At 70.2% G+C, this 24,404-nt stretch carries 25 protein-coding genes and 1 pseudogene; 16 read left to right on the top strand and 10 right to left on the bottom strand.

The genetic code is table 11. The features are described from left to right. The 6 genes and pseudogenes from ACFE86_RS11265 to ACFE86_RS11240 all read right to left on the bottom strand — a co-directional run. A pseudogene (locus ACFE86_RS11265) lies at positions 1-457 on the bottom strand (cobaltochelatase subunit CobT); the annotation flags it as partial. Between the two features lie 4 nt (positions 458-461). Further along, positions 462-950 (bottom strand): DUF29 domain-containing protein, encoded by a 489-nt coding sequence (locus ACFE86_RS11260; RefSeq protein ID WP_375455421.1) that lies wholly within the window; start codon positions 948-950, stop codon positions 462-464. An 8-nt stretch (positions 951-958) separates the two neighbouring features. Continuing rightward, a complete protein-coding gene (locus ACFE86_RS11255) occupies positions 959-1,450 on the bottom strand; it encodes a DUF29 domain-containing protein (RefSeq protein ID WP_375455420.1) in 492 nt (163 codons plus the stop codon). Between the two features lie 9 nt (positions 1,451-1,459). Continuing rightward, positions 1,460-1,963 carry a DUF29 domain-containing protein gene (locus tag ACFE86_RS11250; RefSeq protein ID WP_375455419.1) on the bottom strand — a complete coding sequence of 168 codons (504 nt, stop codon included), beginning with the start codon at positions 1,961-1,963 and terminating at the stop codon, positions 1,460-1,462. A 16-nt stretch (positions 1,964-1,979) separates the two neighbouring features. Then, positions 1,980-2,963 carry a cobaltochelatase subunit CobS gene (gene cobS, locus ACFE86_RS11245; RefSeq protein WP_375455418.1) on the bottom strand — a complete coding sequence of 328 codons (984 nt, stop codon included), beginning with the start codon at positions 2,961-2,963 and terminating at the stop codon, positions 1,980-1,982. A 255-nt stretch (positions 2,964-3,218) separates the two neighbouring features. Then, positions 3,219-3,884 (bottom strand): J domain-containing protein, encoded by a 666-nt coding sequence (locus ACFE86_RS11240; protein ID WP_375455417.1) that lies wholly within the window; start codon positions 3,882-3,884, stop codon positions 3,219-3,221. 128 nt (positions 3,885-4,012) lie between these two features. On the opposite strand from ACFE86_RS11240, the gene ACFE86_RS11235 reads away from it, so the two are divergent. Together ACFE86_RS11235 and arfB are read left to right on the top strand one after the other, a co-directional pair. Beyond that, positions 4,013-4,297, top strand: a complete 285-nt coding sequence (locus ACFE86_RS11235; RefSeq protein ID WP_375455416.1) for a BolA family protein — start codon at positions 4,013-4,015, stop codon at positions 4,295-4,297. Between the two features lie 23 nt (positions 4,298-4,320). Further along, positions 4,321-4,740, top strand: coding sequence for an alternative ribosome rescue aminoacyl-tRNA hydrolase ArfB (arfB, locus tag ACFE86_RS11230; RefSeq protein ID WP_375455415.1), 420 nt, complete (start codon positions 4,321-4,323; stop codon positions 4,738-4,740). A 181-nt stretch (positions 4,741-4,921) separates the two neighbouring features. Here the strand turns inward: arfB and ACFE86_RS11225 are convergent, their stop codons facing one another. After that, on the bottom strand, positions 4,922-5,245 hold the full coding sequence (locus tag ACFE86_RS11225) for a multiprotein-bridging factor 1 family protein (RefSeq protein ID WP_375455414.1): 324 nt from the start codon (positions 5,243-5,245) through the stop codon (positions 4,922-4,924). A gap of 239 nt (positions 5,246-5,484) precedes the next feature. Here ACFE86_RS11225 and ACFE86_RS11220 point away from each other — a divergent pair, with 239 nt between their 5' ends. From ACFE86_RS11220 to ACFE86_RS11170, 11 genes are all read left to right on the top strand, one after another. Then, positions 5,485-5,994 (top strand): META domain-containing protein, encoded by a 510-nt coding sequence (locus ACFE86_RS11220; protein WP_375455413.1) that lies wholly within the window; start codon positions 5,485-5,487, stop codon positions 5,992-5,994. 199 nt (positions 5,995-6,193) lie between these two features. After that, the gene (locus ACFE86_RS11215; protein WP_375455412.1) at positions 6,194-6,358 is read left to right on the top strand and encodes a hypothetical protein; all 165 of its coding nucleotides are present in this window, start codon (positions 6,194-6,196) and stop codon (positions 6,356-6,358) included. 404 nt (positions 6,359-6,762) lie between these two features. Then, complete coding sequence (cysK, locus tag ACFE86_RS11210) at positions 6,763-7,734, top strand: cysteine synthase A (protein WP_375455411.1); 972 nt, start codon at positions 6,763-6,765, stop codon at positions 7,732-7,734. Positions 7,735-7,878: 144 nt separating this feature from the next. Next, a complete protein-coding gene (locus ACFE86_RS11205; RefSeq protein WP_375455410.1) occupies positions 7,879-8,256 on the top strand; it encodes a hypothetical protein in 378 nt (125 codons plus the stop codon). 158 nt (positions 8,257-8,414) lie between these two features. After that, positions 8,415-11,903 carry a carbamoyl-phosphate synthase large subunit gene (carB, locus tag ACFE86_RS11200; protein WP_375455409.1) on the top strand — a complete coding sequence of 1,163 codons (3,489 nt, stop codon included), beginning with the start codon at positions 8,415-8,417 and terminating at the stop codon, positions 11,901-11,903. Between the two features lie 131 nt (positions 11,904-12,034). Then, positions 12,035-12,511, top strand: a complete 477-nt coding sequence (gene greA / locus ACFE86_RS11195; RefSeq protein ID WP_375455424.1) for a transcription elongation factor GreA — start codon at positions 12,035-12,037, stop codon at positions 12,509-12,511. Between the two features lie 9 nt (positions 12,512-12,520). Further along, complete coding sequence (locus tag ACFE86_RS11190; protein WP_375455408.1) at positions 12,521-12,712, top strand: hypothetical protein; 192 nt, start codon at positions 12,521-12,523, stop codon at positions 12,710-12,712. 19 nt (positions 12,713-12,731) lie between these two features. Continuing rightward, positions 12,732-13,730: a mitochondrial fission ELM1 family protein gene (locus ACFE86_RS11185; RefSeq protein ID WP_375455423.1), complete on the top strand. Its 999-nt coding sequence runs from the start codon at positions 12,732-12,734 to the stop codon at positions 13,728-13,730. 31 nt (positions 13,731-13,761) lie between these two features. Further along, on the top strand, positions 13,762-14,739 hold the full coding sequence (trxB, locus tag ACFE86_RS11180; protein WP_375455407.1) for a thioredoxin-disulfide reductase: 978 nt from the start codon (positions 13,762-13,764) through the stop codon (positions 14,737-14,739). Between the two features lie 290 nt (positions 14,740-15,029). Then, complete coding sequence (locus tag ACFE86_RS11175; protein ID WP_375455406.1) at positions 15,030-15,920, top strand: LysR family transcriptional regulator; 891 nt, start codon at positions 15,030-15,032, stop codon at positions 15,918-15,920. Between the two features lie 79 nt (positions 15,921-15,999). Continuing rightward, entirely contained in the window at positions 16,000-16,263 is a 264-nt protein-coding gene (locus ACFE86_RS11170; protein ID WP_375455405.1) for a YARHG domain-containing protein, read from the top strand. 4 nt (positions 16,264-16,267) lie between these two features. On the opposite strand, the gene msrP is transcribed toward ACFE86_RS11170, so the two are convergent. From msrP to ACFE86_RS11155, 3 genes are all read right to left on the bottom strand, one after another. After that, on the bottom strand, positions 16,268-17,206 hold the full coding sequence (gene msrP / locus ACFE86_RS11165) for a protein-methionine-sulfoxide reductase catalytic subunit MsrP (RefSeq protein ID WP_375455404.1): 939 nt from the start codon (positions 17,204-17,206) through the stop codon (positions 16,268-16,270). Between the two features lie 139 nt (positions 17,207-17,345). After that, on the bottom strand, positions 17,346-18,980 hold the full coding sequence (locus ACFE86_RS11160) for an AMP-binding protein (RefSeq protein WP_375455422.1): 1,635 nt from the start codon (positions 18,978-18,980) through the stop codon (positions 17,346-17,348). Positions 18,981-19,216: 236 nt separating this feature from the next. Next, entirely contained in the window at positions 19,217-20,713 is a 1,497-nt protein-coding gene (locus ACFE86_RS11155) for a leucyl aminopeptidase (protein ID WP_375455403.1), read from the bottom strand. A gap of 212 nt (positions 20,714-20,925) precedes the next feature. On the opposite strand from ACFE86_RS11155, the gene lptF reads away from it, so the two are divergent. The 3 genes from lptF to ACFE86_RS11140 all read left to right on the top strand — a co-directional run. After that, positions 20,926-22,083: an LPS export ABC transporter permease LptF gene (gene lptF / locus ACFE86_RS11150; RefSeq protein ID WP_375455402.1), complete on the top strand. Its 1,158-nt coding sequence runs from the start codon at positions 20,926-20,928 to the stop codon at positions 22,081-22,083. Positions 22,084-22,089: 6 nt separating this feature from the next. Then, positions 22,090-23,178: an LPS export ABC transporter permease LptG gene (gene lptG, locus ACFE86_RS11145; RefSeq protein WP_375455401.1), complete on the top strand. Its 1,089-nt coding sequence runs from the start codon at positions 22,090-22,092 to the stop codon at positions 23,176-23,178. A gap of 100 nt (positions 23,179-23,278) precedes the next feature. Next, a partial coding sequence (locus tag ACFE86_RS11140; RefSeq protein ID WP_375455400.1) for an LPS-assembly protein LptD occupies positions 23,279-24,404 on the top strand: 1,126 nt, incomplete at its 3' end.

The raw sequence follows: 24,404 nt of genomic DNA, 5'->3' as shown, positions 1-24,404 counted from the left end.
CGTCCTCCATCGGCGCGTCGGCCCGGTCGGTGATGGTCTCGTACTTGCCGCCGCGATGGTAACGGTCCTCCAGCATCGCTGAGAGGTTGGAGGCGACGCCTACCATCCGGCGCGCGCCGATCGCCTCGACGCGGGCCTGCTCGACCGCGTCGAACACGCCCCGCGCCGCCGCGTTCTCCGGCGCGAGGCGGCGATGCACCGCGGTGTCGTGGCAGCCGAGCCGCAAAGCCATCGAGTCGGCGTTGCCGCGCAGCACCGCCACGTCGCCGGCGGTGAGCTTGCGCGGCGGCTCGGGCAGGCGCGCCTTGTCGCCGGTCAGCGCCGGCCGGTCCGTGGCGTAGGTGACCTCGACCGTGGAGCGCCGGGCGATGGCGCGCAGGCACCCCGCGACCGCGCGCTTCAGCGGCTCGGCCACGGGCTCGCGGCGCTCGCCCGGCTTGCGGTTGGAGATGGACATGGGGCTACCGGTCGCCGTCGGTTTCAAAGGAGCGGTTCAGGATGTCGTCCCAGGTGTAGGGGCAATCGGCGGGGAGGGAGCGTGTCTTCCGCTTCATCTCGCGCGCCGCCTTGACGCGCCCAAGCCGATATCCGTCGTCGAGCGCCTCCGCCAATCGCGACTTGAGGCTTGGATTCTTCCGCAATTGCTTGCCGATCCGGAGGCGATGCTCCTCGATCGACTGAGTCCAGCTTCGGCTCCGGCGCTCCGGCTGGTGATCCCACTTCAGGACATGCACCAACACGATGACGACCGCGCTTTCGAGCTTGTCGTATTGTTCGGCCCCTACGTCGCTCAGTTCCTCGGCGATGTTGTCGAGGTCGAGAGCGTCGACCCGTCCGGCACGCAGCAACGCGACCTGTTCCTGCACCCAGGCATGGAGATCGTCCGCGTACCGCGTCGAGCGTTGCGTCGGCGCCTTCGGTCCCTCGGATTCTCGCAGAAGCGTCGACATGGCTTGGCCTATCGCTTTACCGAATCGAGGTCGAAAGGGCGGTTCAGGATGTCGTCCCAGGCGTAGGGGCACGCGTCTGGCAGAGCTTCCACCGGACGCCGCATCTCACGGGCGGCACGCAGTCGCGCCAGGCGGAAAGCGTTCTCCTGCGCCTCCGCAAGGCTCGATTTCAAGCCGGGACTCTTGCGAAGGACGATGCCGACCCGCTCACGGTGCTCGGTGATGCTGAGGGCCCAACCCCGGCCGCGCCGTTCCGGTTGATGGTCCCATTTGAGCATGTGCACCAGGACGATCTCGACGGCGCTCTGAAGGCGATAATATTCGCTCAAGCCCACGTCGTTCAATTCCTCGGCGATGTTGGCGAGGTCGAGCGCGTCCGCCCGGCCGGCGCGCAGGTGGGCGACCTGCTCCTCCACCCAGGTGTAAAGGTCGTCCGCGTGCCGCGTCGGCGCTTTCGGCAACGCATGCGGTCCGGCGGATTGGCGCAGAAGCGTCGACATGGCGGAAGGCTATCGCTTTACCGTATCGAGGTCGAAGGGACGCCCGCGGATGTCCTCCCAGCCGTATGGGCAGGTGTCCGGGAACGCGTCGGGCGTCAGGTGCGTCGCGTCGGCAGCCCAGTCGCGCGCGTCCGGATAGGCTTTCGACACGGCCTCATCGATCCGCGGCTTGAGGCCCGGATTGTCGGCCAGAACGTCGTGCAGACGACGCCGTTGCTCGCGGATGGAATAGATCCAGCTCGGTGTCCGGTGCTCGGGCTGGGCATCCCATTTCAGCATATGCATGACGAGGACGCGGAGCGCGCTGTGGAGCTTGGCGAACTCGCTCTTCGACAACCCATCCAGTTCCTCCGCCACGTGGTCCGAGTCGAGATCGTCGAAGCGACGGGCGCGCAGCAGGTCGGCCTGTTCGATGAGCCAGGAATAGAAATCGTCCTCGTACCGAGGACGCAAGGGGGGCGATCCGCCGAGTTCCTTCGCGAGATGGGTGTCTTTCAGGGCCGGCTCACCCATCGTATCCTCCCAGACATCAGCTCAGCGCGACGTTCATCGCGCTCTCGGGGAGTTCCTTGCCGAAGGCGCGCTGGTAGAACTCCGCGACCAGCGTCCGCTCCAGCTCGTCGCACTTGTTCAGGAACGTGACCCGGAACGCGAAGCCGACATCGCGGAAGATGTCGGCGTTCTCGGCCCAGGTGATGACCGTGCGCGGGCTCATCACCGTGGAGAGGTCGCCGTTCATGAACGCGTTGCGGGTCAGGTCCGCCACGCGCACCATCCGGTTGACGATGTCGCGGCCGGCATCGCCCCGATAATGCGTCGCCTTCGATAGGACGATGTCGACCTCGCGGTCGTGGGGCAGGTAGTTAAGCGTGGTGACGATCGACCAGCGGTCCATCTGGCCCTGGTTGATCTGCTGCGTGCCGTGATAGAGGCCCGACGTGTCGCCCAGGCCCACGGTGTTGGCGGTGGCAAACAGCCGGAAGGCCGGGTGCGGGCGGATCACCCGCTTCTGGTCGAGCAGCGTCAGGCGGCCAGACAGCTCCAGCACGCGCTGGATCACGAACATCACGTCGGGCCGGCCGGCATCGTACTCGTCGAAGACCAGCGCGACGTTGTTCTGCAGCGCCCAGGGCAGGATGCCGTCCTGGAACGCGGTGATCTGCTTGCCGTCCTGCAGCACGATCGCGTCCTTGCCGACGAGATCGATGCGCGAGACGTGGCTGTCGAGGTTGATCCGCACGCACGGCCAGTTCAGGCGGGCGGCGACCTGCTCGATATGCGTCGACTTGCCGGTGCCGTGATAGCCGGTGACCATCACGCGGCGGTTGCGCGCGAAGCCCGCGAGGATCGCGAGCGTGGTCTCGCGGTCGAAGATGTAGTCGGCGTCGAGATCGGGGACGTGCTCGCCCGCCTCGGAGAAGGCCGGCACCTCGAGGTCGATGTCGATGCCGAAGGTCGAGCGGACGGGAACGGTCCGGTCGGGAAGCGCGGCGGGCTTGTCGTCAGGGCGCATACGGAACCTCGTGGGGGCGGGCTCCGATCCTCGTCGGGTCGGAGCCGCGCGCGGCTTGTCTCGGGCCTCGCCTCGCCGGGCAGTCGCTGCCGGGATGCAGGCCCTCCTTAAACGTCGTCGCGCCAGGGCGCCACAGACGGGTCCGGCTCGACGGCAAGGCCCTCCATATAGGCGGCCGGCCGACGATTGCCCCCCTGCCGCAGGCTTGCATCATCAGACCTGCTGCGGGCCTGCATCGATCGTGCCGGAGCCGCCTCAGCAGAGGCCGGCCGCCCGCAGCACGTCGTGGGCGCGGATGATGTCGCGCAGGCGCTCCTCGAAGGAGCGGTCGCCGCCGTTGGCATCGGGGTGGAACCGCTTCACCAGCGCCTTGTACTGGGCCTTGATCGCGGCGGTGTCGACGCCTTCCTCCAGCCCGAGCACGTCGAGCGCCTTGCGCACGGTGGCCGAGAGCTTCGGGCGGGCGGGCTCGGCCGGCTTCGACCGGCCGCGGGTGCCGCCGACGCCCTCGGCCCGCAGCACCCCGAGCGGGTCGATATACGCCCAGTCGCGGGTCGGCTCGGCGGCGGCCTTGGCGCCGGCCGGCCGGTTCACGCCCATCGCCCAGGTCGGGCGGTGGCCGATCACCGCGTCCTTCTGGTAGGCCTGGACGGCATCGTCGTTCATGCCGTCGAAGTAGTTGTACGTGGCGTTGTAGGCGCGCACGTGGTCGATGCAGAAGTTCCAGTACTGTCCCTCGGCGCGCCGGCCTTTGGGCGCGCGGAACAGCCCCGCATGGGTGCAGCCCGCGGCCTCGCAGGTGCCCTCCGCGGTTTGGCCCTCCGCGGTCTTGCCTTGCGCGGTCTTGCCTTGCGCGGTCTTGGGCTCGTCGCAGGTGCGCCTGATGCGGATGCTGTCGAAGAGGGGCGAGTTGAGATCCATGACGGGGCGATTATGAGGGGGCGCACCCGAGACACAAGGGCGCCGGGCCTGATGACGCATGCGGGCGGACGGGCTTGACGGCGCGGCCGCTTGGTGACGCGGATGTCGGGACAACAGGGATTTCGCCGATGACCGCGACACCGACGCTGCGGGACTGGATCGAGGGGACGCTCGCCGCGGGGCTCGCGCCGACGCACCTGATCGTCACCGACGAATCCCACCTGCACGCGGGCCATTCCGGGGCGCGTCCAGGCGGGGAGACGCATTTCCGGCTGAACGTGGTCTCGGCGGCCTTCGAGGGAAAGAGCCGGATCGACCGCCACCGGCTGGTCAACGGCCTGCTCGCCGGGGCGTTCGCGCGCGGCCTCCACGCGCTCGCCGTGACGGCGCGCACCCCGGCCGAGGCCGCTTGACCGCATGCGGGGAGGCGGCCGCGATGGCCCTGGTCTGCACGCCCGACATCGCGATCGACGAGGCGGACCTGCACGAGAGCTTCGTGCGCGCCTCGGGGCCCGGCGGCCAGAACGTCAACAAGCTCTCGACCGCGGTGCAACTCCGCTTCGACGTGCGCCGCTCCTCCGCGCTGCCCGACGCCGTCGCGGTGCGGCTGATGCGGCTCGCAGGCCGCCGGCTCACCGCCGACGGCATCCTGGTGATCAGCGCCCAGCGGTTCCGCACCCAGGAGCGCAACCGCGCCGACGCCCGCGCGCGCCTGGCCGAGCTCGTGGCCGAGGCGGCGGTGCCACCGGTGCCGCGGCGGGCGACGCGGCCGACGCTCGCCTCGAAGAAGCGCCGGCTCGAAGCCAAGACCCAGCGCGGCGCGGTCAAGCGCCTGCGCGGCGCTCCGACCGACTAAGCAGGCCTTCGTGGCCTCGCCCACGAAGGCCTGCTTCGATCTCTGTGGGGCCGCATCATTTCTTGCGCGCGAACCGGCGGCCACTTCACGCAATGATGCTTGCTGAATTTTCCAGCAAGATGGATGCCGGCTGGCGTGAGGGGAGCGCGACCCGACGTGAAGACCCCCGGCCCGGTCCCGCTCAGCGGTCGTTCTCGGTGGTGAGGGCGTCGGCGCGGGTGCCCTCCCCGCCCCCGCCCTGCGGATCGAGCCGCACGCCCGCGGCGTCGCCCTCGGTGAAGATCGCGCCTGCCGCCATCAAGGCGCTGCGCAGGGCCTCGACCTGGCCCGAGGGCGGATCACGGTGGCCGCCCTCGAAGTCGCGGACGAACTGCGCGTCGAGACCGACCTTCCCCGCCAGGTCCGCCTCCGACCATTCGAGCAGCCCGCGTGCGCCGCGCGATTGCGCCGGGCTCATCGGCACGCCGGCCGCACCGCTCTGCCCGCCCTCGTCCGATCCCGCCAAACCCGATTCTCCTCTGGTGCCGCCCCGATATCCGACAACGGGGCGGCGCGGGGATCGTTTCCGTCCCCGGGCTCGGATGCACGTCTTCTGATCGGCGCACGCCCGCGGGGGAAGATACCGAAATGCGCCGGATCGGCCGGCTTGACCACAATTGTGCTGAAATCTTATCGGATTGGCGCTTCCGCACGCCGATCCGGATCGAGGGCGGCGCACCGGAACCGAAGGACAAGGGGCGTACCATGAAACCGATGCTGATCGCCGCCCTGGCCTGCACCGCCGGTGCGCTGACGCTGACCGCGGCCACCGAGACGATGGCGCAGAGCCCAGGCATCAGCGGCTTCGGCCGGGGCAACCGCCGGCCCGGCGGCGAGGAGAAGAAGGAGCAGTACATCCCCTCGTCCAAGCCGACCGAGAAGGTGTTCCCGCTCGATTCGACCTGGACCGCGGTGAGCATCAACGGCAAGACGTTCGGCGGCAACGACCGGCCGAGCTTCATCATCGACAAGCAGTACCGCGCCCGCGGCTACGGCGGCTGCAACACCTTCGCGGCCACCGCCTTCCCGCTCAAGGAGCAGCACCTCGCGGTTGGGCCGCTCGCGCTCACCAAGAACCCCTGCGAGAAGGGCCTCCAGGCGACCGAGCAGGCGTATTTCGTGGCGCTGCGCACCGCGGCGCAGTGGGACATGGTCGGCTCGCAACTGGTGCTGAAGAGTCCGAACGGCGAGCTCAAGTTCGACCGCGCGCTGTAACGCTGCGTTGACCACACTCGGAGATGCCGGGACCGCGTCGCGATGGAGCGGATATCGGTTCGTGGTTAGAAGGCCCGTCACGACAAGAGCTTAGACCCGGACCCGATCCGAAATGATCGGTTACGGCCCTGCGCCGGATTCATCCGGCCTTGAGTTGCCCCGATGCCTGCTCCGTCCCGGTTCACGGACGAGGCGGCAGATGGCGGGCAGGATCGGCTTTGGAACGGCGGCGGTGCTCCGTGCCGGACGCGGCGAGGCGTCGCGCTACACTGCCCCGTCCGGCGTCCATCGCGGCGCCCTCTGGCTCGCCGCCGCGGCGCCCGCGCTGGCGATCCTGATCCTGTTCGGTGCCCATCTCGGCTGACGCCGAGCCGTGACGTTGGAGCGATCGTCCATCGGATCCTACGGGGTGCGACCCATGAGGTCGCCCGAATCACCGTTCCGCTTGCCGCGGGCCTTGAGGCGTGGGCGCATCCGGTCGTGAGAGCCGGACCGGACGATTTACCGAGATCCGACCGTCACACGCGGGCGGTTGCAGGATCTCGCGCCGACGGGACGCGGGAGAACGATCCTCTTCAAACCGGCGTCCGCGCAGGATGGCCCTTCCCTTCGCCGCGGACGGTGCCCGGCCGCGGAAAAAACTAGCGTTCCATCCGGCACTTGCAGCGATTGCTCCGGCACCGCCCAAGCGATATCCCGGCCCCCGACAGGGCCGGCCGACGCTGCGCGGCGGCCAGATTCGTCGTCCGATGTGAGGAGACCCGAGCGATGTCCACCGAGACCCAGACCCGCAAGACCGGCCACGGCCGCGTCTACGGATCGATCACCGAGACGATCGGCAACACCCCGCTGGTGCGCCTGAACCGCCTGCCCCAAGCCCGCGGCGTCGAGGCCGAGATCCTGCTGAAGCTCGAGTTCTTCAACCCGATCGCCAGCGTGAAGGACCGCATCGGCGTCAACATGATCGACGCGCTCGAAGCCTCGGGCCGGCTCAAGCCCGGCGGCACCCTGGTCGAGCCGACCTCGGGCAACACCGGCATCGCACTCGCCTTCGTGGCCGCCGCCCGCGGCTACCGCCTGATCCTGGTGATGCCCGAGACGATGTCGATCGAGCGGCGCAAGATGCTGGCCTTCCTCGGCGCCGAACTCGCGCTCACCCCCGGCCCCCAGGGCATGAAGGGCGCGATCGCCAAGGCCGAGGAACTCCTGGCCGAAATCCCCGGCGCGGTGATGCCGCAGCAATTCTCGAACCCGGCCAACCCCGAGATCCACCGCAAGACCACCGCGGAAGAGATCTGGAACGACACGCAAGGCCACCTCGACGCGTTCGTGGCCGGCGTCGGCACCGGCGGTACGATCAGCGGCGTCGGCGCGGTGCTGAAGCCGCGGCTGCCGAACCTCAAGGTCTTCGCGGTGGAGCCCACCGATTCGCCGGTGATCTCCGGCGGCCAGCCCGGCCCGCACAAGATCCAGGGGATCGGCGCCGGCTTCATCCCGGACAACCTCGACCGCTCGATCGTCGACGGCGTGCTCACGGTCTCCAACCAGACGGCCTTCGAGACGGCGCGCGAACTCGCCAAGCTCGAAGGCATCCCCGGCGGCATCTCGACCGGCGGCAACGTCGCCGCGGCGCTGGAACTGGCGGGCCGGCCCGAGTTCAAGGGCAAGCGCATCGTCACCATCGCCTGCTCGTTTGCCGAGCGGTACATCTCCTCGGCGCTGTTCGAGGGCATCGGCTGAGCCGCGTCGGGAACGCCGACGCCGGGCGATCCGCCCGGCGTCACAAAAAACGCCGGTTTGGCCGGCATCCCCCGTCAACCGCCTGTTAACGACGACGCCGCAACGATCGTCGCCGGGCCGATTGCCGACGAACGGGGCTGACGCATGACCTTCGACGACGCGCGCGACGACTTCACCCGCCTGCACCGGATCTTCAGCTTCCATCTCGGCGTGGCGGTCGGCCTTTCGTGGCTCACGACGCTCTACGCCGCCTGCTACGCGCCCTGGGTGCGCAACATCCGGGCGCTGATCGATCCGGTCGCCGGCCCGGAGCGCATCGAGAGCACCGTCTCGTACCTGTTCGTGATGCCGGTCCTCCTGACGCTCGCCTGGGCATCGCTGCTCTTTGGCCGCGAGTTGCTGCGCCGCTCGCAGACCCTGCCGAGCGTCGCCGTCGAGTTCGCGCTCGCCGCGCTCGTCGCCTTCGGGGTGTTCTGCCTCTCGATCGACCGCGCGGTCGCCGCCCTCTACGCCGGGCTCTGAAACCCGGCCCCGGCGTCCGGCCGGCGGCGCCCTTTCAAACGGGTTCGCCTGCGTGTAGACGCGGGCCTCGACGACGAACACGCCGCATGCGCCCGACCGTGCCGCCCCGATCACGGGCCGTGCGGTCGGGTGCGCGCGACCGTATCCCAAGGCCCCCGATGCCGAAGCGCACCGACATCTCCGCGATCCTAATCATCGGTGCGGGGCCGATCATCATCGGGCAGGCCTGCGAGTTCGACTATTCCGGCACCCAGGCCTGCAAGGCGCTCCGCGCGGAGGGCTATCGCATCGTCCTGGTCAACTCGAACCCCGCCACCATCATGACCGACCCGGACATGGCGGATGCGACCTACGTCGAGCCGATCACCCCGGAGATCGTCGCCAAGATCATCGAGCGCGAGCGCCACGTCCTTCCCGGCGGCTTCGCCATCCTTCCGACCATGGGCGGCCAGACCGCGCTGAACTGCGCGCTTTCGCTCCAGCGCATGGGCGTCCTGGAGAAGTACGGCGTGCAGATGATCGGCGCGACGGCGGAGGCGATCGACAAGGCCGAGGATCGCCACCTGTTCCGCGACGCGATGACCCGGATCGGGCTGGAAACGCCCAAATCCGCGCTCGCCAACGCCTCGGCGATCAAGAAGGCCGACCGCGAGAAGCGTGGCGCCGAGATCGCGCGGATCACGGCGGGCACGGTCGACGGGGAGGCGCGCGGCGCGGCGCTCGCGGCCTTCGAGAAGACGTGGCATTCGGGCGAGGGCGAGCGGCGCAAGCGTTACATCGAGCATGCGCTGGGCCAGGCGCTGATCGCCTTGGCCGAGGTCGGCCTTCCGGCGATCATCCGGCCGAGCTTCACCATGGGCGGCACCGGCGGCGGCATCGCCTACAACCGCGAGGAATTCCTGGAGATCGTCGAGCGCGGCATCGACGCCTCGCCGACGAACGAGGTCCTGGTCGAGGAATCGGTGCTCGGCTGGAAGGAGTACGAGATGGAGGTCGTCCGCGACAGGAACGACAACTGCATCATCGTCTGCGCGATCGAGAACATCGACCCGATGGGCGTGCACACCGGCGACTCGATCACCGTCGCGCCGGCGCTGACGCTCACCGACAAGGAATACCAGGTGATGCGCGACGCCTCGCTCGCCGTGCTGCGCGAGATCGGCGTCGAGACCGGCGGCTCGAACGTGCAGTTCGCCATCGACCCGGAAACCGGCCGGATGATCGTCATCGAGATGAACCCGCGCGTCTCGCGCTCGTCCGCGCTGGCGTCGAAAGCCACCGGCTTCCCGATCGCCAAGGTCGCGGCCAAGCTCGCCGTCGGCTACACGCTGGACGAGATCGCCAACGACATCACGGGCGGGGCGACGCCGGCCTCGTTCGAGCCGACGATCGACTACGTCGTCACCAAGATCCCGCGCTTCGCCTTCGAGAAGTTCCCCGGCGCCGAGCCGACGCTGACGACCGCGATGAAGTCGGTGGGCGAGGTCATGGCGATCGGCCGGTGCTTTGCCGAGTCGCTCCAGAAGGCGCTGCGCTCCCTGGAGACCGGGCTCACCGGCCTCGACGAGATCGAGATCGAGGGCCTGGGCAAGGGCGACGACCACAACGCGATCAAGGCGGCGATCGGCACGCCGACGCCGGACCGGCTGCTCAACGTGGCGCAGGCGCTGCGGCTGGGCGTGAGCCACGCCGAGGTCCACGCCTCGTGCCGGATCGATCCGTGGTTCCTGGAGCAGTTGCAGGGCATCATTGACCTGGAGAACCGGGTGAAGGCGCACGGCCTGCCGGCCACGCCGGGCGCCTTCCGCCAGCTCAAGGCGGCCGGGTTCTCCGACGCGCGGCTGGCCGTGCTCGCCGGCACCGACGAGCAGTCGGTGCGCGAGAAGCGCCACGCGCTCGCGGTGCGCCCGGTCTTCAAGCGCATCGACACCTGCGCCGCCGAGTTCAAAGCGCCGACCGCCTACATGTACTCGACCTACGTCGCCCCCTTCGCCGGCACCGTCGTGGACGAGGCGCAGCCGACCGAGGCCAGAAAGGTCATCATCCTGGGTGGCGGCCCCAATCGGATCGGTCAGGGCATCGAGTTCGACTATTGCTGCTGCCACGCCTGCTACGCGCTCTCCGAGGCCGGCTACGAGACCATCATGGTCAACTGCAACCCGGAGACGGTCTCGACCGACTACGACACCTCCGACCGGCTCTACTTCGAGCCGCTGACGCAGGAGGACGTGCTCGAGATCATCGAGACGGAAGCCCAGGCCGGCCAGCTTCACGGCGTCATCGTCCAGTTCGGCGGCCAGACGCCGCTGAAGCTCGCCCGCGCGCTCGAAGCCGCCGGCGTGCCGATCCTCGGCACCTCGCCGGACGCGATCGATCTCGCCGAGGACCGCGACCAGTTCAAGCGCCTGCTCGACAAGCTCGGGATGAAGCAGCCCAGGAACGGCATCGCCTACTCGGTCGAGCAGGGCCGGATGGTCGCGGCCGACCTCGGCCTGCCCTTCGTGGTGCGGCCGTCCTACGTCCTCGGCGGCCGCGCCATGGCGATCATCCGCGACGAGGCGCAGTTCGCCGACTACCTCCTCGACACGCTGCCGAGCCTGATCCCCTCCGAGGTCAAGGCGCGCTACCCCAACGACAAGACCGGCCAGATCAACACGGTGCTGGGCAAGAACCCGCTGCTGTTCGACCGCTACCTCTCCGACGCCGTCGAGATCGACGTGGACGCGGTCTGCGATCGCCAGGACGTGTTCATCGCCGGCATCATGGAGCACATCGAGGAGGCCGGCATCCATTCGGGCGATTCCGCCTGCTCGCTGCCCCCGCGCTCGCTCTCGCCCGAGACCGTCGCCGAATTGGAGCGCCAGACCAGGGCGCTGGCGCTGGCGCTCGGCGTCGTCGGGCTGATGAACGTGCAGTACGCGATCAAGGACGGCGCGATCTACGTGCTGGAGGTCAACCCGCGCGCCTCCCGCACGGTGCCGTTCGTGGCCAAGGTGATCGGCGAGCCGATCGCCAAGATCGCCGCCCGCGTCATGGCCGGCGAGGCGCTGGCGAGCTTCGGGCTGAAGCGGAAGATTCTCGCCCACGTGGCGGTCAAGGAGGCGGTGTTCCCGTTCGCGCGCTTCCCCGGCGTCGACGTGCTGCTCGGGCCGGAGATGCGCTCCACCGGCGAGGTCATCGGGTTGGATGCCGGCTTCGGCGTGGCCTTCGCCAAGAGCCAGCTCGGCTCCGGCACCAAGGTGCCGCGCTCGGGCACCGTCTTCGTCTCGGTGCGGGACGGCGACAAGGCCCGCATCCTGCCCGCGATCCGGCTGCTGTCGGACCTCGGGTTCGCGATCCTCGCGACCGGGGGGACGCAGCGGTTCCTCGTGGAGAACGGGGTTCCGACCGAGCGCGTGAACAAGGTGCTGGAGGGCCGGCCGCACGTGGTCGACTCGATCAAGAACGGCGACATCCAGCTCGTGCTCAACACCACCGAGGGCGCGGGCGCGCTGTCCGACTCGCGCTCGCTCCGGCGGGCGGCCCTCTTGCATAAGGTGCCGTATTACACCACTCTCGCCGGGGCGATGGCGGCGGCCGAGGGCATCCAGGCCTATCTTGGGGGCGACCTTCAGGTCCGCGCTCTGCAGGAATACTTCGCGGCCTGAATCCGGGCGGCGGCAAGACCTTATCAGACCGGCCGCGGGCCCCGCGGCCCGGTCCGTTCTGGAATCTGGCCCGGAGGGCGCGGCACGCCGCGTCCGGCCGGGCCTCTTCATTGTGGCGCGAGGCGATGGCGATAGACAAGGTTCCGATCACGGTGCGCGGCTTCGCGGCCATGGAGGAGGAGTTGAAGCACCGCCAGCAGGTGGAGCGGCAGCGGATCGTCGCCGCCATTGCCGAGGCGCGCGCCCACGGCGACCTGTCCGAGAACGCCGAGTACCACGCCGCCAAGGAGGCGCAGTCCCACAATGAGGGCCGCGTGCTCGAACTGGAGAGCATGATCGCGCGCGCCGAGATCATCGACGTGGCCAAGCTCTCGGGCGACAGGATCAAGTTCGGCGCGACCGTGAAGCTCGTCGACGACGACACCGAGGAAGAGAAGACCTACCAGATCGTCGGCGAGCCCGAGGCCGACGTGCATTCCGGCCGGGTCTCGATCACCTCGCCGATCGCCCGCGCGCTGATCGGCAAGGGCGTCGGCGACACCGTCGAGGTCACGACGCCGGGCGGCGGCAAGTCCTACGAGGTCATCGGCGTCCGGTTCGGGGCCTGACGGATGCGGGTGTCGCGATACGGGGCCGCCTTCCTCGGCGTCCTGGGACTGGCCGCGCCGGCCTGCGCCGGCGATGTCCAGGACCTGCGCGATGAGCGGTTCTCCGACGTGCGCCCGCTCCCGGCACTGACGGCCGGGGCGCGGGCCGACCTTGCCGACATCGACGCCGACCGGCTCGCCCGCAACCTGCCCGCCGGCTGACGTGAGCGCCGTCGCGGAGATGCCGAAAGCCCGGCCCGGCCCGGCCCTGGCCGGCGCCTGGATCGTCACCGACGGCAAGGCCGGCGACGAGAACCAGTGCGTCGGCATCGCCGAGACCCTCGGCCTCGCCTACGAGATCCGGCGCGTGCCTGCCCGCGGCCCGTTCGGCTGGACGGCGCCGTGGGGGCCGATCGACCCGCGCCAGGGGCCTTACCGCCGCAGCGGGGCGCTGGCCGGCCCCTATCCCGACATCCTGATCGCCTCGGGGCGCCGCGCGGTGCCGTACCTGCGCGCGATGCGCCGCGCCGCGCCGGGGCGGACCTTCACCGCCTTCCTCAAGGACCCGCGCACCGGGCACGACAGCGCCGACTTCATCTGGGTGCCGGATTACGACGACCTGCGCGGGCCCAACGTCTTCACCACGCTGACCGCGCCACACCTCGTCACCGCCGGGCGCATCGGTGCCGCCCGCGCCCGGCCCGATCCCCGGCTCACGGCGCTCGAAGGCCCGCGCGTGGCGGTGCTGATCGGCGGCGACAGCCGCCACCTGAGCTATCGCACCCTCGACATGGTCCGGCTGGTCGACGACCTGCGCAGGCTCGCGGGCGGCTGCCGGCTGATGGTGACGGTGTCGCGCCGCACGCCGGACCCGCTGCGCGACGCGATCCGGAAGCTGGTCGCCGAAACCGGCGGCTTCCTTTGGGACGGCACCGGCGACAACCCCTACGTCGCGATGCTGGCGCTGGCCGACGCGGTGGTCGTCACCTCGGATTCGGCCAACATGGTCAGCGAGGCGGTGTCGACCGGCGCTCCCGTCCTCCTGTTCGACCTGCCGAACACCTATATCCGTCACCGGCGGATGTTCGCCGGCCTCGCGATGGCGGGCGCGCTGCGGCCCTTCACCGGCCGTTTGGAGGCGCTGGCCTACAAGCCGATCGACGCCACGCCGGTGATCGCCGCGGCGCTGGCGCGAAGCTACGCCGCCTTCCGGGCGGCGCACGGGGCATCCTCCGCCTAGGGACCCGCTCGACAGAGGACTAGAGGACGCGATGGCCCACACCCATTCCAGGCTGCTCATCGTCGGCTCGGGACCGGCCGGCTACACCGCCGCGATCTACGCCGCGCGCGCGATGGTGAGGCCGCTGCTGATCTCGGGCTTCCAGCCCGGCGGCCAGCTCATGATCACCACCGACGTGGAGAACTATCCGGGATTCGCCGACGCGATCCAGGGTCCGTGGCTGATGGAGCAGATGCGCCGCCAGGCCGAGCATGTCGGCACCAAGATCCTATCGGAATACGTCACCAAGGTTGACCTGAACACGCGACCGTTCCGGCTGGAGGCGGATTCCGGCGAGACCTATTCCTGCGACGCGCTGATCATCGCCACCGGCGCGCAGGCGAAGTGGCTCGGCCTCCCGTCCGAGGCCAAGTTCCAGGGCGGCGGCGTCTCGGCCTGCGCGACCTGCGACGGCTTCTTCTTCCGCGGCAAGGCCGTGGCGGTGGTCGGCGGCGGCAACACGGCGGTGGAGGAGGCGCTGTACCTCGCCAACCTCGCCGCGAAGGTCACGGTGATCCACCGCCGCGACACGTTCCGCGCCGAGCGCATCCTGCAGGAGCGCCTGTTCAAGCACCCCAACGTCGAAGTCCTGTGGAACCGGGAGATCGACGAGATCTGCGGCACGACGAACCCGGCGCCGTCGGTCACGCACCTGCGCCTCAAGGACACCCGCACCGGGGCGGCGAGCGAGCTCCCGGTCGACGGCGTCTTCGTCGCCATCGGCCACAAGCCGGCGACCGCGATCTTCGAGGGCCAGCTCGCCCTGCGCCACGGCGGCTACCTCAGCGTCCGCCCTGGCACCGCCGAGACCGAGATCCCGGGCGTGTTCGCGGCCGGCGACGTCACCGACGACGTCTACCGTCAGGCGATCACCGCCGCCGGCATGGGCTGCATGGCGGCGCTGGAGGCGGAGAAGTTCCTGGCCAACCTCGACATCGGCGAGAGCCCGCGCCAGGCCGCAGCCGAGTGAACACCCCGCGTGAACCCTGCGGGCGCCGGGGCGGTCGCGTCGCCGAAGACCCTCCGCCGGCCCGGCCTGTCAACACATTCTTCCCACGCCGCCTTGCGCGACCCCATGCTTGCAGCGCATGAGTGGCATACTGTTCCGGCGGTGCCGGCGCGATCCGGCGCTTCGTCTCCGGCAGCCTCGCGCGAGATCGATCCGCCCGCAGGAGGGCACGGGCTGCGGAGCGGGACCGGCACCGGCCGCCCTCGGGGACGGGCGATGCGGTGCCGTGGGTCGCGTGAGGGAGTCTCGCCGTGGACTGGGACAAGATCCGGATCTTCCTCAACGTCGCGGAGGCCGGCAGCTTCACCCGCGCCGGCGACGACATCGGCCTGAGCCAGTCGGCGGTGAGCCGGCAGATCAGCGCGCTCGAGCGCGAACTCAAGGCGCCGCTGTTCCACCGCCACGCCCGCGGCCTGATCCTCACCGAGCAGGGCGACCTGCTGTTCCGCGCCGCGCGCGACATGAAGCTACGCCTGGAGAACACCAAGGCCCGCTTGGTCGAGACGAGCGAGCGCCCGTCCGGCGACCTCAAGGTGACGACGACGGTGGGGCTGGGCACGGCATGGCTCGCCCAGCGGGTGGCCGAGTTCCTCGACCTCTATCCCGACGTGCGGATCGAGCTGGTCCTGACCAATGAGGAGCTGGATCTTGCCATGCGCGAGGCGGATGTGGCCATCCGCATGCGCCGCCCGGCCCAGCCGGACCTGATTCAGCGGCGGCTGTTCACGGTCCACTACCACGCCTTCGCAAGCCGCGATTACGTCAAGCGGTTCGGCGAGCCGACGACCGTCGCGGACCTGGACGAGCACCGCCTCGTCTCGTTCGGCGGCAACGAGCCGTCCTACCTGCTCGCCGCGCACTGGATCGCCGACGTCGGCCGCGAGGGCCGCGAGCGCCGGCAGGTCGCCTTCACCGTCAACAACATCGGCGCGCTGCAACGCGCGATCGAGACCGGTGGCGGCATCGGCATCCTGCCGGACTACGCGGTGGACGGCGACGACCATCTCGTCCAGGTGCTGCGCGAGAGCGAGATGCCGACGCTGGAAAGCTACCTCGTCTACGCCGAGGAGATGCGCTCGGTCGCCCGCGTCCAGGCGTTCCGCGACTTCCTGGTGTCGAAGGCGCAGCGTTGGACGTACTGAGAAACCCGCGCGCCTCGCTCGACGGATCGGCCCGCGCGTATCCGCGTTCCGGGGCCGGGTCGTCGAGGGAGAGAATCACATGACACGCTCGGTCTTCGTCGGAGTGATTTTGACGATCGCGGTCTCGCCCGCCTCGGCGCAGGGCTGCGCCGAGGCGTGGTACCAGCGCAACGTCCTGTACAAGCAGGGCGGCTACTGCTTCCGCACGCCCCGCGCGATCAGCGCCTTCGGCAACGCGGGTTGCCGCTACGACGCCGTCGAGGACGTGCCGCTCTCGGCCCGCCAGCGCGCGGCGGTGGCGGAGATCCAGGCCTTCGAGCGCGCGAACGGCTGCCCGCGCTGAGCGGTCACACGAACAGGCGCTCGCCCGAAAGATCCTTGTACAGCCCCGCGACCTGCTCGCCGTAGCCGTTGTAGATCAGGGTCGGCACACGGGTGTCGGTGCCGAGCACCCGCTCGCTCGCCTGGCTCCAGCGCGGATGCGGCACGCCCGGGTTGACGTTGGCCCAGAAGCCGTACTCGGAGGGCCCCAGCCCCTCCCAGAAGGTCTTGGGGCGCTCGGCGACGAAGGCGACCTTCACGATCGACTTGATCGACTTGAAACCGTACTTCCAAGGCAGCGCGAGGCGGATCGGCGCGCCGAACTGGTTCGGCAGCGGTTTGCCGTAGATGCCGGTGGCGACGAAGGCGAGGTCGTTGGCCGCCTCCTCCAGCGTGACGCCCTCGACGTAGGGCCACGGGTAGAAGGTCCGCTGTCCCGGCGCCATCTTGCGGTCGAGGAAGGTCGTGAACTGGACGTACTTCGCCCCCGAGGCGGGCTTGGCCAGCGCGACGAGCTTCGACAGCGGGAACCCCGTCCACGGCACCGACATCGACCACGCCTCGACGCAGCGGTGGCGGTAGAGCCGCTCCTCCAGGCCGATCCTCCCGATCAGGTCCTCGATGCCGATCTCGAACGGCTTCTCGACGAGGCCGTCGATCTTGATCGTCCAGGGGCTGGCCTTGAGGGCGTCGGCCGCCGGCAGCACGGACTTCGACGTGCCGAACTCGTAGAAGTTGTTGTAGTCGGCGCTGAACTTTTCGGGGGTCACCGGCCGGTCGAGGCTGTAGGCGGCGTTGCGCTTGGCCGGATAGGGGCCGGCCTCGGCGAGCGCCCGGCCGCCCAGCAGCGTGGCCGCCGCGAGGCCAGCCGTGCCGCCGAGCAGCGCCCGCCGGTTCAGGAACACCGCCTCCGGCGTGGCGAGGTGCTCGGGCATCTCCCAGCCGCGCAACCGCTTGATCAGCATCGTCGTCTCCGCACCATCCGCATCCGCCGCCCGTGAGACAGCCCGTCGAGCCTCGAAATCGGCACGCCCGGCCCGTCGCGCAAGCGACCCGCGCTCACCATTCGGAGAGGACGATCCGGAGGTTACGGTCGGGCGCCGGTCAGGCCGGCGGCGCTTCGTCGCGCAGCGCCCGGCGCAGCACCTTGCCGACGTTGGTCTTCGGCAGGCTCTCGCGCAGCACGATCCGGCGCGGCACCTTGTAGCCGGTGAGCTGCGTGCGGGCATGCGCGCGGATCGCCTCGCAGGTCAGCGCGGCATCCTTCAGGACGACGTGGGCGACCACCATCTCGCCGGTCTCGGCGTGGGCCGCGCCGACCACCGCGCATTCGAGCACGCCGGGGTGCAGCGCCAGCACGTCCTCGACCTCGTTCGGGTAGACGTTGAAGCCGGAGACGAGGATCATGTCCTTCATCCGGTCGACGATCCGCACCTGCCCGTCCCCCTCCATCACCCCCACGTCGCCGGTGCGGAAGAACCCGTCCGCGGTGGTGGCGGCGGCGGTCTCGTCGGGCCGGTTCCAGTAGCCCCTCATCACCTGCGGGCCGCGCACGCAGATCTCGCCCGGCGTGCCGGCCGGCACCGGCATGCCGTCGGCCCCGCGGACCGACACCTCGGTCGAGGGCAGCGGGTAGCCGATCGTGCCGGACCAGTCGCTCAGGCGGTAGGGGTTGACGCAGACCACCGGCGAGGTCTCGGACAGGCCGTAGCCCTCGATGATCGTGCTGCCGGTGATCGCCTTCCAGCGCGCGGCGACCGCGCTCTGCACCGCCATGCCGCCGGCGACGACGTAGTCGAGGCGCGAGAAGTCGACCGTGCCGATCCTGGGATGGTTGTTCAGCATGTTGAACAGGGTGTTGACCCCGGAGAGATGCGTGAAGCGGGTGCCGGCCAGGGTCCTCACGAAGGCGTCGCCGTCCCGCGGGTTGGGGATCAGCAGGCAGGCGCCGCCGGTGCGCAGGAAGAAGAAGAAGCAGCAGGTCAGCGCGAAGATGTGATAGAGCGGCAGCGCCGTGACCATGACCCGGCCGGGCGCCTCGCTGCTCTCGAACCAAGCCTGGCTCTGGGCGACGTTGACCATGATGTTGCGGTGGGTCAGCATCGCCGCCTTGGCCACGCCCGTCGTGCCGCCGGTGTATTGCAGGAAGGCGAGGTCGTCCTGCGTCACCGCGACCGGGGACGCCTTCAGGCCGCGCCCCTGTTTCACCACCGCGTCGAACCGCACCGCCTTGCCCGGCGGCAGCACGAAGGCGGGCACCGCCTTCTTCAGGTGGCGGGACGCGAGGTCGATGACCCGGCCCTTGAGCCCGAGGCCGTCGCCGGGACCCGCCAGCACCACCCGTTCGAGCGCGAGGCCGGCCATCGCCTGGGCGACGGTGTGCGCGAAGTTCTCCAGCACGAACAGGATGCGCGCGCCGGAATCGTTGAGCTGCGCCGACAGTTCGCGCGGCGTGTAGAGCGGGTTGACGTTCACCACCGTGCCGCCGGCCGCCAGCACCCCGAAGATCGCCACGGCGTAGGCCGGCACGTTCGGCATCATGATCGCGACGCGGTCGCCCTTGGCGATCCCCTGCGCGCCCAGCCACGCGGCCACCGCGCGGGACGCTTGCCCGAGCGCGGCGTAGCTCATCGCGGCGCCGAAGCAGGTCACCGCCGGGCGGTCGGCGAAGCGGGCCGTGCTGGTCTCGAACAGGTCGACGAGGGTGCCGAGGCGGTCGGCGTCGATCTCGGCGGGCATGCCCGGCGGGTAGGCGGCGAGCCACGGGCGCGGCGCCCGGCTGTGCTGGATCACGGCGGCTCTCCCTCGCGCGCGGCATTCGTGGCCGCGCTTATCGGTTTAGATGTCGGCTCCCTTGGGTGGAACTGTGCGGGATCGCGCCGGCTTCGGCAAGGGATCGCCAACAGGTCGGCCAACCGCAGGGCGAGGACGCGCAGGGCGGCGGCCGCGGCGCGCGCCGCACGCCCCCCGGACCGTTACCGCGCCTCGTAATGGTCGCGCACCAGCCGGTCGAGCAGGCGCACCCCCCAGCCTGCGCCCCAGCTCCGGTTGATCTCGGACGGCGTGGACGACATGCCGACGCCGGCGATGTCGAGATGCGCCCACGGCACGTCGTTGACGTACCGCTTGATGAAGGCGGCGGCGGTGGCCGCGCCGCCGTGGCGGCCGCCGGTGTTCTTCATGTCGGCGAACTTCGAGTCGATCGCCTTGTCGTAGGCCGGGATCAGCGGCATCCGCCACACCTTCTCGCCGACGCTCTCGCCGGCGGCGTGCAGCTTGGCGGCCAGATCGTCGTCGTTCGAGAACAGCCCGGCGATGTCCTGGCCGAGCGCGACGATGATCGCGCCGGTGAGCGTCGCCAGGTCGATCATGACCTTGGGCTTGTAGGCGCCCTGCACGTGCCAGAGCACGTCGGCGAGCACGAGGCGGCCTTCGGCGTCGGTGTTGATCACCTCGATGGTCTGGCCCGACATCGAGGTGACGATGTCGGAGGGGCGGAAGGCGCCCCCGTCGGGCATGTTCTCGACGATGCCGATGGCGCCGACGGCGTTGACCTTCGCCTTCCGGCCAGCGAGCGCGTGCAGCGTGCCGACGACGGCGGCGGCGCCGCCCATGTCGCCCTTCATGTCCTCCATCCCGCCGGCCGACTTGATCGAGATGCCGCCGGAATCGAACACCACGCCCTTGCCGATGAAGGCGACCGGGGCCTCGGCCGGCGGGCCGCCGTTCCAGCGCATCACCACGACCCGCGGCTCGCGGGCCGAGCCCTGCGCCACCGCGAGGATCGCGCCCATGCCGAGTTCGCGCATCCGGGCCGGCTCGATCACCTCGACCTCGACGCCGAGCGCCGTCAGCGCGGCGGCGCGGCGGGCGAACTCCTCCGGGGTGAGCACGTTCGGGGGCTCGTTGATCAGGTCGCGGGCCAGCGTCACGCCATCGGCGACCGCCGCGCTCGCGAGCGCGGCGGCCTCGGCCTCCGCGTAGCCGGCGAGCATCAGGGTCAGCGCGGTGCCGGCCTTGTCCTCGGCATCGGGCTTCTTCTTGGTCTTGTACCGCTCGAAGCCGTAGGCGCGAAGCCGTGCCCCGAGGGCGAAGTCGGCGGCGTTCTCGGGGGTGACGGCCGTGCCCGGCCAGTCGAGCACCACCCGGGCCGTTCGCCCCGAAACCTTGCCCGCGGTGAAGCCGCCGAGCACCGGCCATTCGATCTTGGCGCGGTCCTTGTCGGTGCCGAGGCCGACCACCACCAGCCGGTCGGCCTCAATGCCGGCCGGCGCCGGCAGCAGCATCGCGCTGGCAGCGCGCGCCTTGAATTTCTCGCTGCCCGCCGCCCGCGCGACCAGGTCGATGCCGGCATGGCCGAGCACCTCGCGCGCCGCGGACCCGAGCACGAGGTCGTCGCCGACGAACACCACGAGGTCCCCGGACCCGCCGCGGCCGACGGGGGCGAATTGGATGGTGATGCCGTCCGCCATGGGGTTGCCTTCTACCCTGCTGTGCCGTCGCGGACGCGCCGTCCTGCGCGCCCGGCGATGCCCTGTGTAGCCGGTGAGGCAGAGAACGCAACGCGACGCGGACGCCCTCGAAAGGCCCCACTTCGCGCGCCATCCGAGAGCGGCCGGCGGACGCGTCCGCGCCGCCCGGCGGCGGTTCGGCCCCGGCGGACGCGATCGGTGGGAGGGAGTCGATGACGCAGATCGCGCGCTACATCTTCCGCATCGCGCTCGCGGCCTTCCTCGCCTGCCTCGTCGGCCTGACCGGCACCATCTGGGTGACGCAGGCCCTGCGCGAGCTCGACCTGATCACCGCCAAGGGCCAGACCCTGCTGATCTTCCTGTTCGTCACCGGGCTGTCGCTGCCGACGCTGGTCGTGGTGATCGCGCCGGTCGCCCTGTTCATCGCGGTGATCTACGCGCTGAACCGGCTCAACGGCGATTCCGAGCTGATCGTGATGTCGGCGGCGGGGATGCGGCCGCGCGCGATCCTGCGCCCGTTCCTGACGCTGGCCGTCGCGGTGAGCGCGCTCGTCGGCTTCGTCACCATCGTGGTGATGCCGGCAAGCTTCCAGGAGCTGCGCGACGTCATCACGCGCGTGCGCGGCGACTTCATCGCCAACGTCGTCAAGGAGGGGCAGTTCACCCAGCTCGACAGCGGCATCACCTTCCACTTCCGCGAGCGCGGCCCCGGCGGCACCCTGCTCGGGCTGTTCATCCAGGACCGGCGCGAGCCCGGTAGGACCAAGGTTTACCTGGCCGAGCGCGGCAACGCGATCGACGTCGACGGCGCCAGCTACCTCGCCCTGGAAAACGGCAGCGTCCACCAGCAGCAGAAGGACTCGCGCGACGCGTCGATCCTGACCTTCGCGCGCTACACGATCGATCTGGCCGCCTTCGCGCCGCCGGATGCCGAGACGGTCTACAAGCCGCGCGAGCGATCGACGTCCCAGCTCCTCTTCCCCGACGCGGGCGAGAGCTACTTCAAGGCCCAGAAGGGCCGCTTCCGGGCCGAGCTGCACGACCGGCTCTCTTCCTGGCTCTACCCGCTGGCGCTCGCCTTCATCGCCTTCGCGGCGCTCGGCGACCCGCGCACCACCCGCCAGGGCCGCGGCGTCGCGATGGCCGGCGCGGTGCTGGCCGTCGTCGCGCTGCGGATCGCGGGGTTCGCCGCGACCAGCACCGCGGCCCGCAGCGCCGGCGCGGTGGTGGCCGTCTACGCCGTGCCGCTGCTCGCGATCGCGCTGTCGGCGCTGATCATCTTCCAGGGACCGGCGGTGCGCGCGCTCAACGCCCGGATCGCCGCAGCCGTCCGCGGGCGCGCGAGCGGCCGCCGGCCGGCTGCGGGCTGAGGTCCGATGCTGATCGGGCCCACCCTCGGGCGCTACTTCGCGATGCGCTTCGCGCGCACCGTGCTTGGCGTGTTCGTCACCGTGTTCGCACTGGTCTACACCCTCGACTTCATCGAGCTCTTGCGCCGCGCGGGCGATACGCAGGGCGCCTCCACCGGACTGATGGCGCAGCTCTCGCTCTACCGCACGCCCGCGGTCGCCGAGGGCGTGCTGCCGTTCGCCGTGCTGTTCGGCTCGATGGCGGCGCTGCTCCAGCTCTCGCGCAAGCTCGAACTCGTGGTGGCGCGGGCCGCCGGGATCTCGGCGTGGCAGTTCCTGCAGCCCGGCTTCCTCGTGGCGCTGGCGCTCGGCGCCTTCGCCGTCGGGATCTACAACCCGGTCTCGGCGATGATGAAGCAACGCGCGACCGAGATCGAGGCGAAGATCTTCGCCCGCTCCACCAAGGCGTCCTCGGGCAAGGACCTCTGGATTCGGCAAAAAAGCCTCGACGGCGGCGCGATCATCCGCGCCGAGACCGCGATCGAGGGCACCACGACGCTGGCCGGCGTCCAGGTCTTCACCTTCGACGAGGCCGGCCTGTTCGTCGCGCAGATCGCCGCCGCGCGGGCGACCCTGCACGACGGCTACTGGGAGCTGACCGATTCCCGCGTCCTGACGCCGGGGAGCCCGCCAGAGGCGTTCGGCACCTACCTCATCGCCTCGACCCTCGTCCCGAGCCAGGTGCGCCAACGCTTCACCCCCCCGGAATCCGTGCCATTCTGGCAACTACCCGACACCATCGCACGCACCGAGCGGGCGGGGCTGGATGCCACCCGCTACCGTCTTCAGTATGATGTCCTGTGGGCCCGGCCGGTCCTGTTCCTGGCCATGGTGCTGGTGGCGGCAACCGTTTCCTTACGGTTCTTCCGCTTTGGTGGGGTGGGCAAGCTGGTGCTCGGCGGGGTCGCGGCGGGGTTCGCCCTCTACGTCGCCCGCCAAGTCATGGAGGGCCTCGGCGCCTCGGGGATCGTGGCGGCGCCGGTGGCGGCGTGGTTCCCGGCCGTGGTAGGAAGTCTTCTCGGTACGCTCACGCTTCTGTACCAGGAAGACGGCTGACGCCCGCTCCCCGAGCGGGGACGGGAGACGGGCTTGAGCAGGCGCGATACCGGTTTGAGCGGGAACGTGGCGATGGTCGCCACCGGGGTTGGGATGCGCGTTGCGTAAGGTCGCCGACATCGCGACGGTTCTCGGGCTGCTGGCGCTCCTCGGCGTCGCCGCGCCGATCGGCGATGCGCTGCCCGCACGCGCGCAGGCGCTGCCCGGCCTGAAGCCCGTCGCGGGCAAGCCGGGCGAAAAGCTCCTCGTGGAGGCCGACGAGCTGATCTACGACAACGACAAGAGCACCGTCACGGCGCGCGGCAACGCCGAGTTGCATTACGGCCCGCGCACCCTCCAGGCCGACCGCGTCCGCTACGACCAAGCGTCGAGCCGCGTCTTCGCCGAGGGCAACGTCCGCCTGACCGACCAGGACGGCGCGGTCGTCACCGGCGACAGGATGGAGCTGACCGACGACTTCAAGAGCGGCTTCATCGACGCGCTGCGCATCCAGCAGACCGTGGTGCGGAAGGGCGAGACCGTGCGCACCCGCTTCTCGGCGCCGCGCGGCGAGCGCCTGGAGGGCGAGCAGACGAGCTTCGACTACGGCACCTACACCGCCTGCGAGCCGTGCCGGGACCACCCGGAGACGCCGCCGCTCTGGCAGGTGCGGGCGGCCAAGATCATCCACAACAACGAGACCCACACGGTCTACTTCGAGGAATCGACCCTCGAACTCGCCGGGGTGCCGGTGGCCTACCTGCCGTATTTCGAGGCCGCCGACCCGACGGTGAAGCGCAAGAGTGGCTTCCTCACCCCGCGCTTCCTCACCTCGACCGCGCTCGGGACCGGGGCCGCGGTGCCGTACTTCCTCAACCTCGCCCCCGACTACGACCTCACGCTGTCGCCGTCCTTCCTCAGCCGGCAGGGCGTGCTCGGGCAGGGCGAGTTCCGCCAGCGCCTCGACAACGGCTCGTACAACCTGCGCCTCTCGGGCATCTTCCAGACGACGCCCTCCGCCTTCCTGCCCGGGCCGCTCGGCGCGGGCGACCGCGACTTCCGCGGATCGGTCGAGACCAAGGGCCGTTTCTACATCAACGACCGCTGGCGCACCGGCTGGGACCTCGTCGGCGTCACCGACAAGTGGTTCCTCGACAACTACCGCATCCGCAACCAGACCATCACCACCGACTACTTCCGCGAGGCGGTCTCGACCGCCTACCTGATCGGCCAGGGCGACCGCTCGT

Origin of the sequence: uncultured Methylobacterium sp., from assembly GCF_964244095.1 — a bacterium.
Lineage (GTDB): Bacteria > Pseudomonadota > Alphaproteobacteria > Rhizobiales > Beijerinckiaceae > Methylobacterium.
The sequence above is the reverse complement of the archived record's forward strand: the minus strand, read 5'-3'. Positions and strand labels throughout refer to the sequence as shown.

What these genes read in the sequence shown, in the direction of transcription:
- cobS (WP_375455418.1), bottom strand. Translation starts at nt 2,963, where the DNA reads ATGCGCCCTGACGACAAGCCCGCCGCGCTTCCCGACCGGACCGTTCCC.
- cysK (WP_375455411.1), top strand. Translation starts at nt 6,763, where the DNA reads ATGTCCACCGAGACCCAGACCCGCAAGACCGGCCACGGCCGCGTCTAC.
- lptG (WP_375455401.1), top strand. Translation starts at nt 22,090, where the DNA reads ATGCTGATCGGGCCCACCCTCGGGCGCTACTTCGCGATGCGCTTCGCG.
- ACFE86_RS11155 (WP_375455403.1), bottom strand. Translation starts at nt 20,713, where the DNA reads ATGGCGGACGGCATCACCATCCAATTCGCCCCCGTCGGCCGCGGCGGG.
- ACFE86_RS11160 (WP_375455422.1), bottom strand. Translation starts at nt 18,980, where the DNA reads ATGCCCGCCGAGATCGACGCCGACCGCCTCGGCACCCTCGTCGACCTG.
- lptF (WP_375455402.1), top strand. Translation starts at nt 20,926, where the DNA reads ATGACGCAGATCGCGCGCTACATCTTCCGCATCGCGCTCGCGGCCTTC.
- msrP (WP_375455404.1), bottom strand. Translation starts at nt 17,206, where the DNA reads ATGCTGATCAAGCGGTTGCGCGGCTGGGAGATGCCCGAGCACCTCGCC.
- arfB (WP_375455415.1), top strand. Translation starts at nt 4,321, where the DNA reads ATGGCCCTGGTCTGCACGCCCGACATCGCGATCGACGAGGCGGACCTG.
- ACFE86_RS11250 (WP_375455419.1), bottom strand. Translation starts at nt 1,963, where the DNA reads ATGGGTGAGCCGGCCCTGAAAGACACCCATCTCGCGAAGGAACTCGGC.
- ACFE86_RS11255 (WP_375455420.1), bottom strand. Translation starts at nt 1,450, where the DNA reads ATGTCGACGCTTCTGCGCCAATCCGCCGGACCGCATGCGTTGCCGAAA.
- trxB (WP_375455407.1), top strand. Translation starts at nt 13,762, where the DNA reads ATGGCCCACACCCATTCCAGGCTGCTCATCGTCGGCTCGGGACCGGCC.
- carB (WP_375455409.1), top strand. Translation starts at nt 8,415, where the DNA reads ATGCCGAAGCGCACCGACATCTCCGCGATCCTAATCATCGGTGCGGGG.
- ACFE86_RS11235 (WP_375455416.1), top strand. Translation starts at nt 4,013, where the DNA reads ATGACCGCGACACCGACGCTGCGGGACTGGATCGAGGGGACGCTCGCC.
- ACFE86_RS11205 (WP_375455410.1), top strand. Translation starts at nt 7,879, where the DNA reads ATGACCTTCGACGACGCGCGCGACGACTTCACCCGCCTGCACCGGATC.
- ACFE86_RS11240 (WP_375455417.1), bottom strand. Translation starts at nt 3,884, where the DNA reads ATGGATCTCAACTCGCCCCTCTTCGACAGCATCCGCATCAGGCGCACC.
- ACFE86_RS11220 (WP_375455413.1), top strand. Translation starts at nt 5,485, where the DNA reads ATGAAACCGATGCTGATCGCCGCCCTGGCCTGCACCGCCGGTGCGCTG.
- ACFE86_RS11185 (WP_375455423.1), top strand. Translation starts at nt 12,732, where the DNA reads ATGCCGAAAGCCCGGCCCGGCCCGGCCCTGGCCGGCGCCTGGATCGTC.
- ACFE86_RS11215 (WP_375455412.1), top strand. Translation starts at nt 6,194, where the DNA reads ATGGCGGGCAGGATCGGCTTTGGAACGGCGGCGGTGCTCCGTGCCGGA.
- ACFE86_RS11260 (WP_375455421.1), bottom strand. Translation starts at nt 950, where the DNA reads ATGTCGACGCTTCTGCGAGAATCCGAGGGACCGAAGGCGCCGACGCAA.
- ACFE86_RS11170 (WP_375455405.1), top strand. Translation starts at nt 16,000, where the DNA reads ATGACACGCTCGGTCTTCGTCGGAGTGATTTTGACGATCGCGGTCTCG.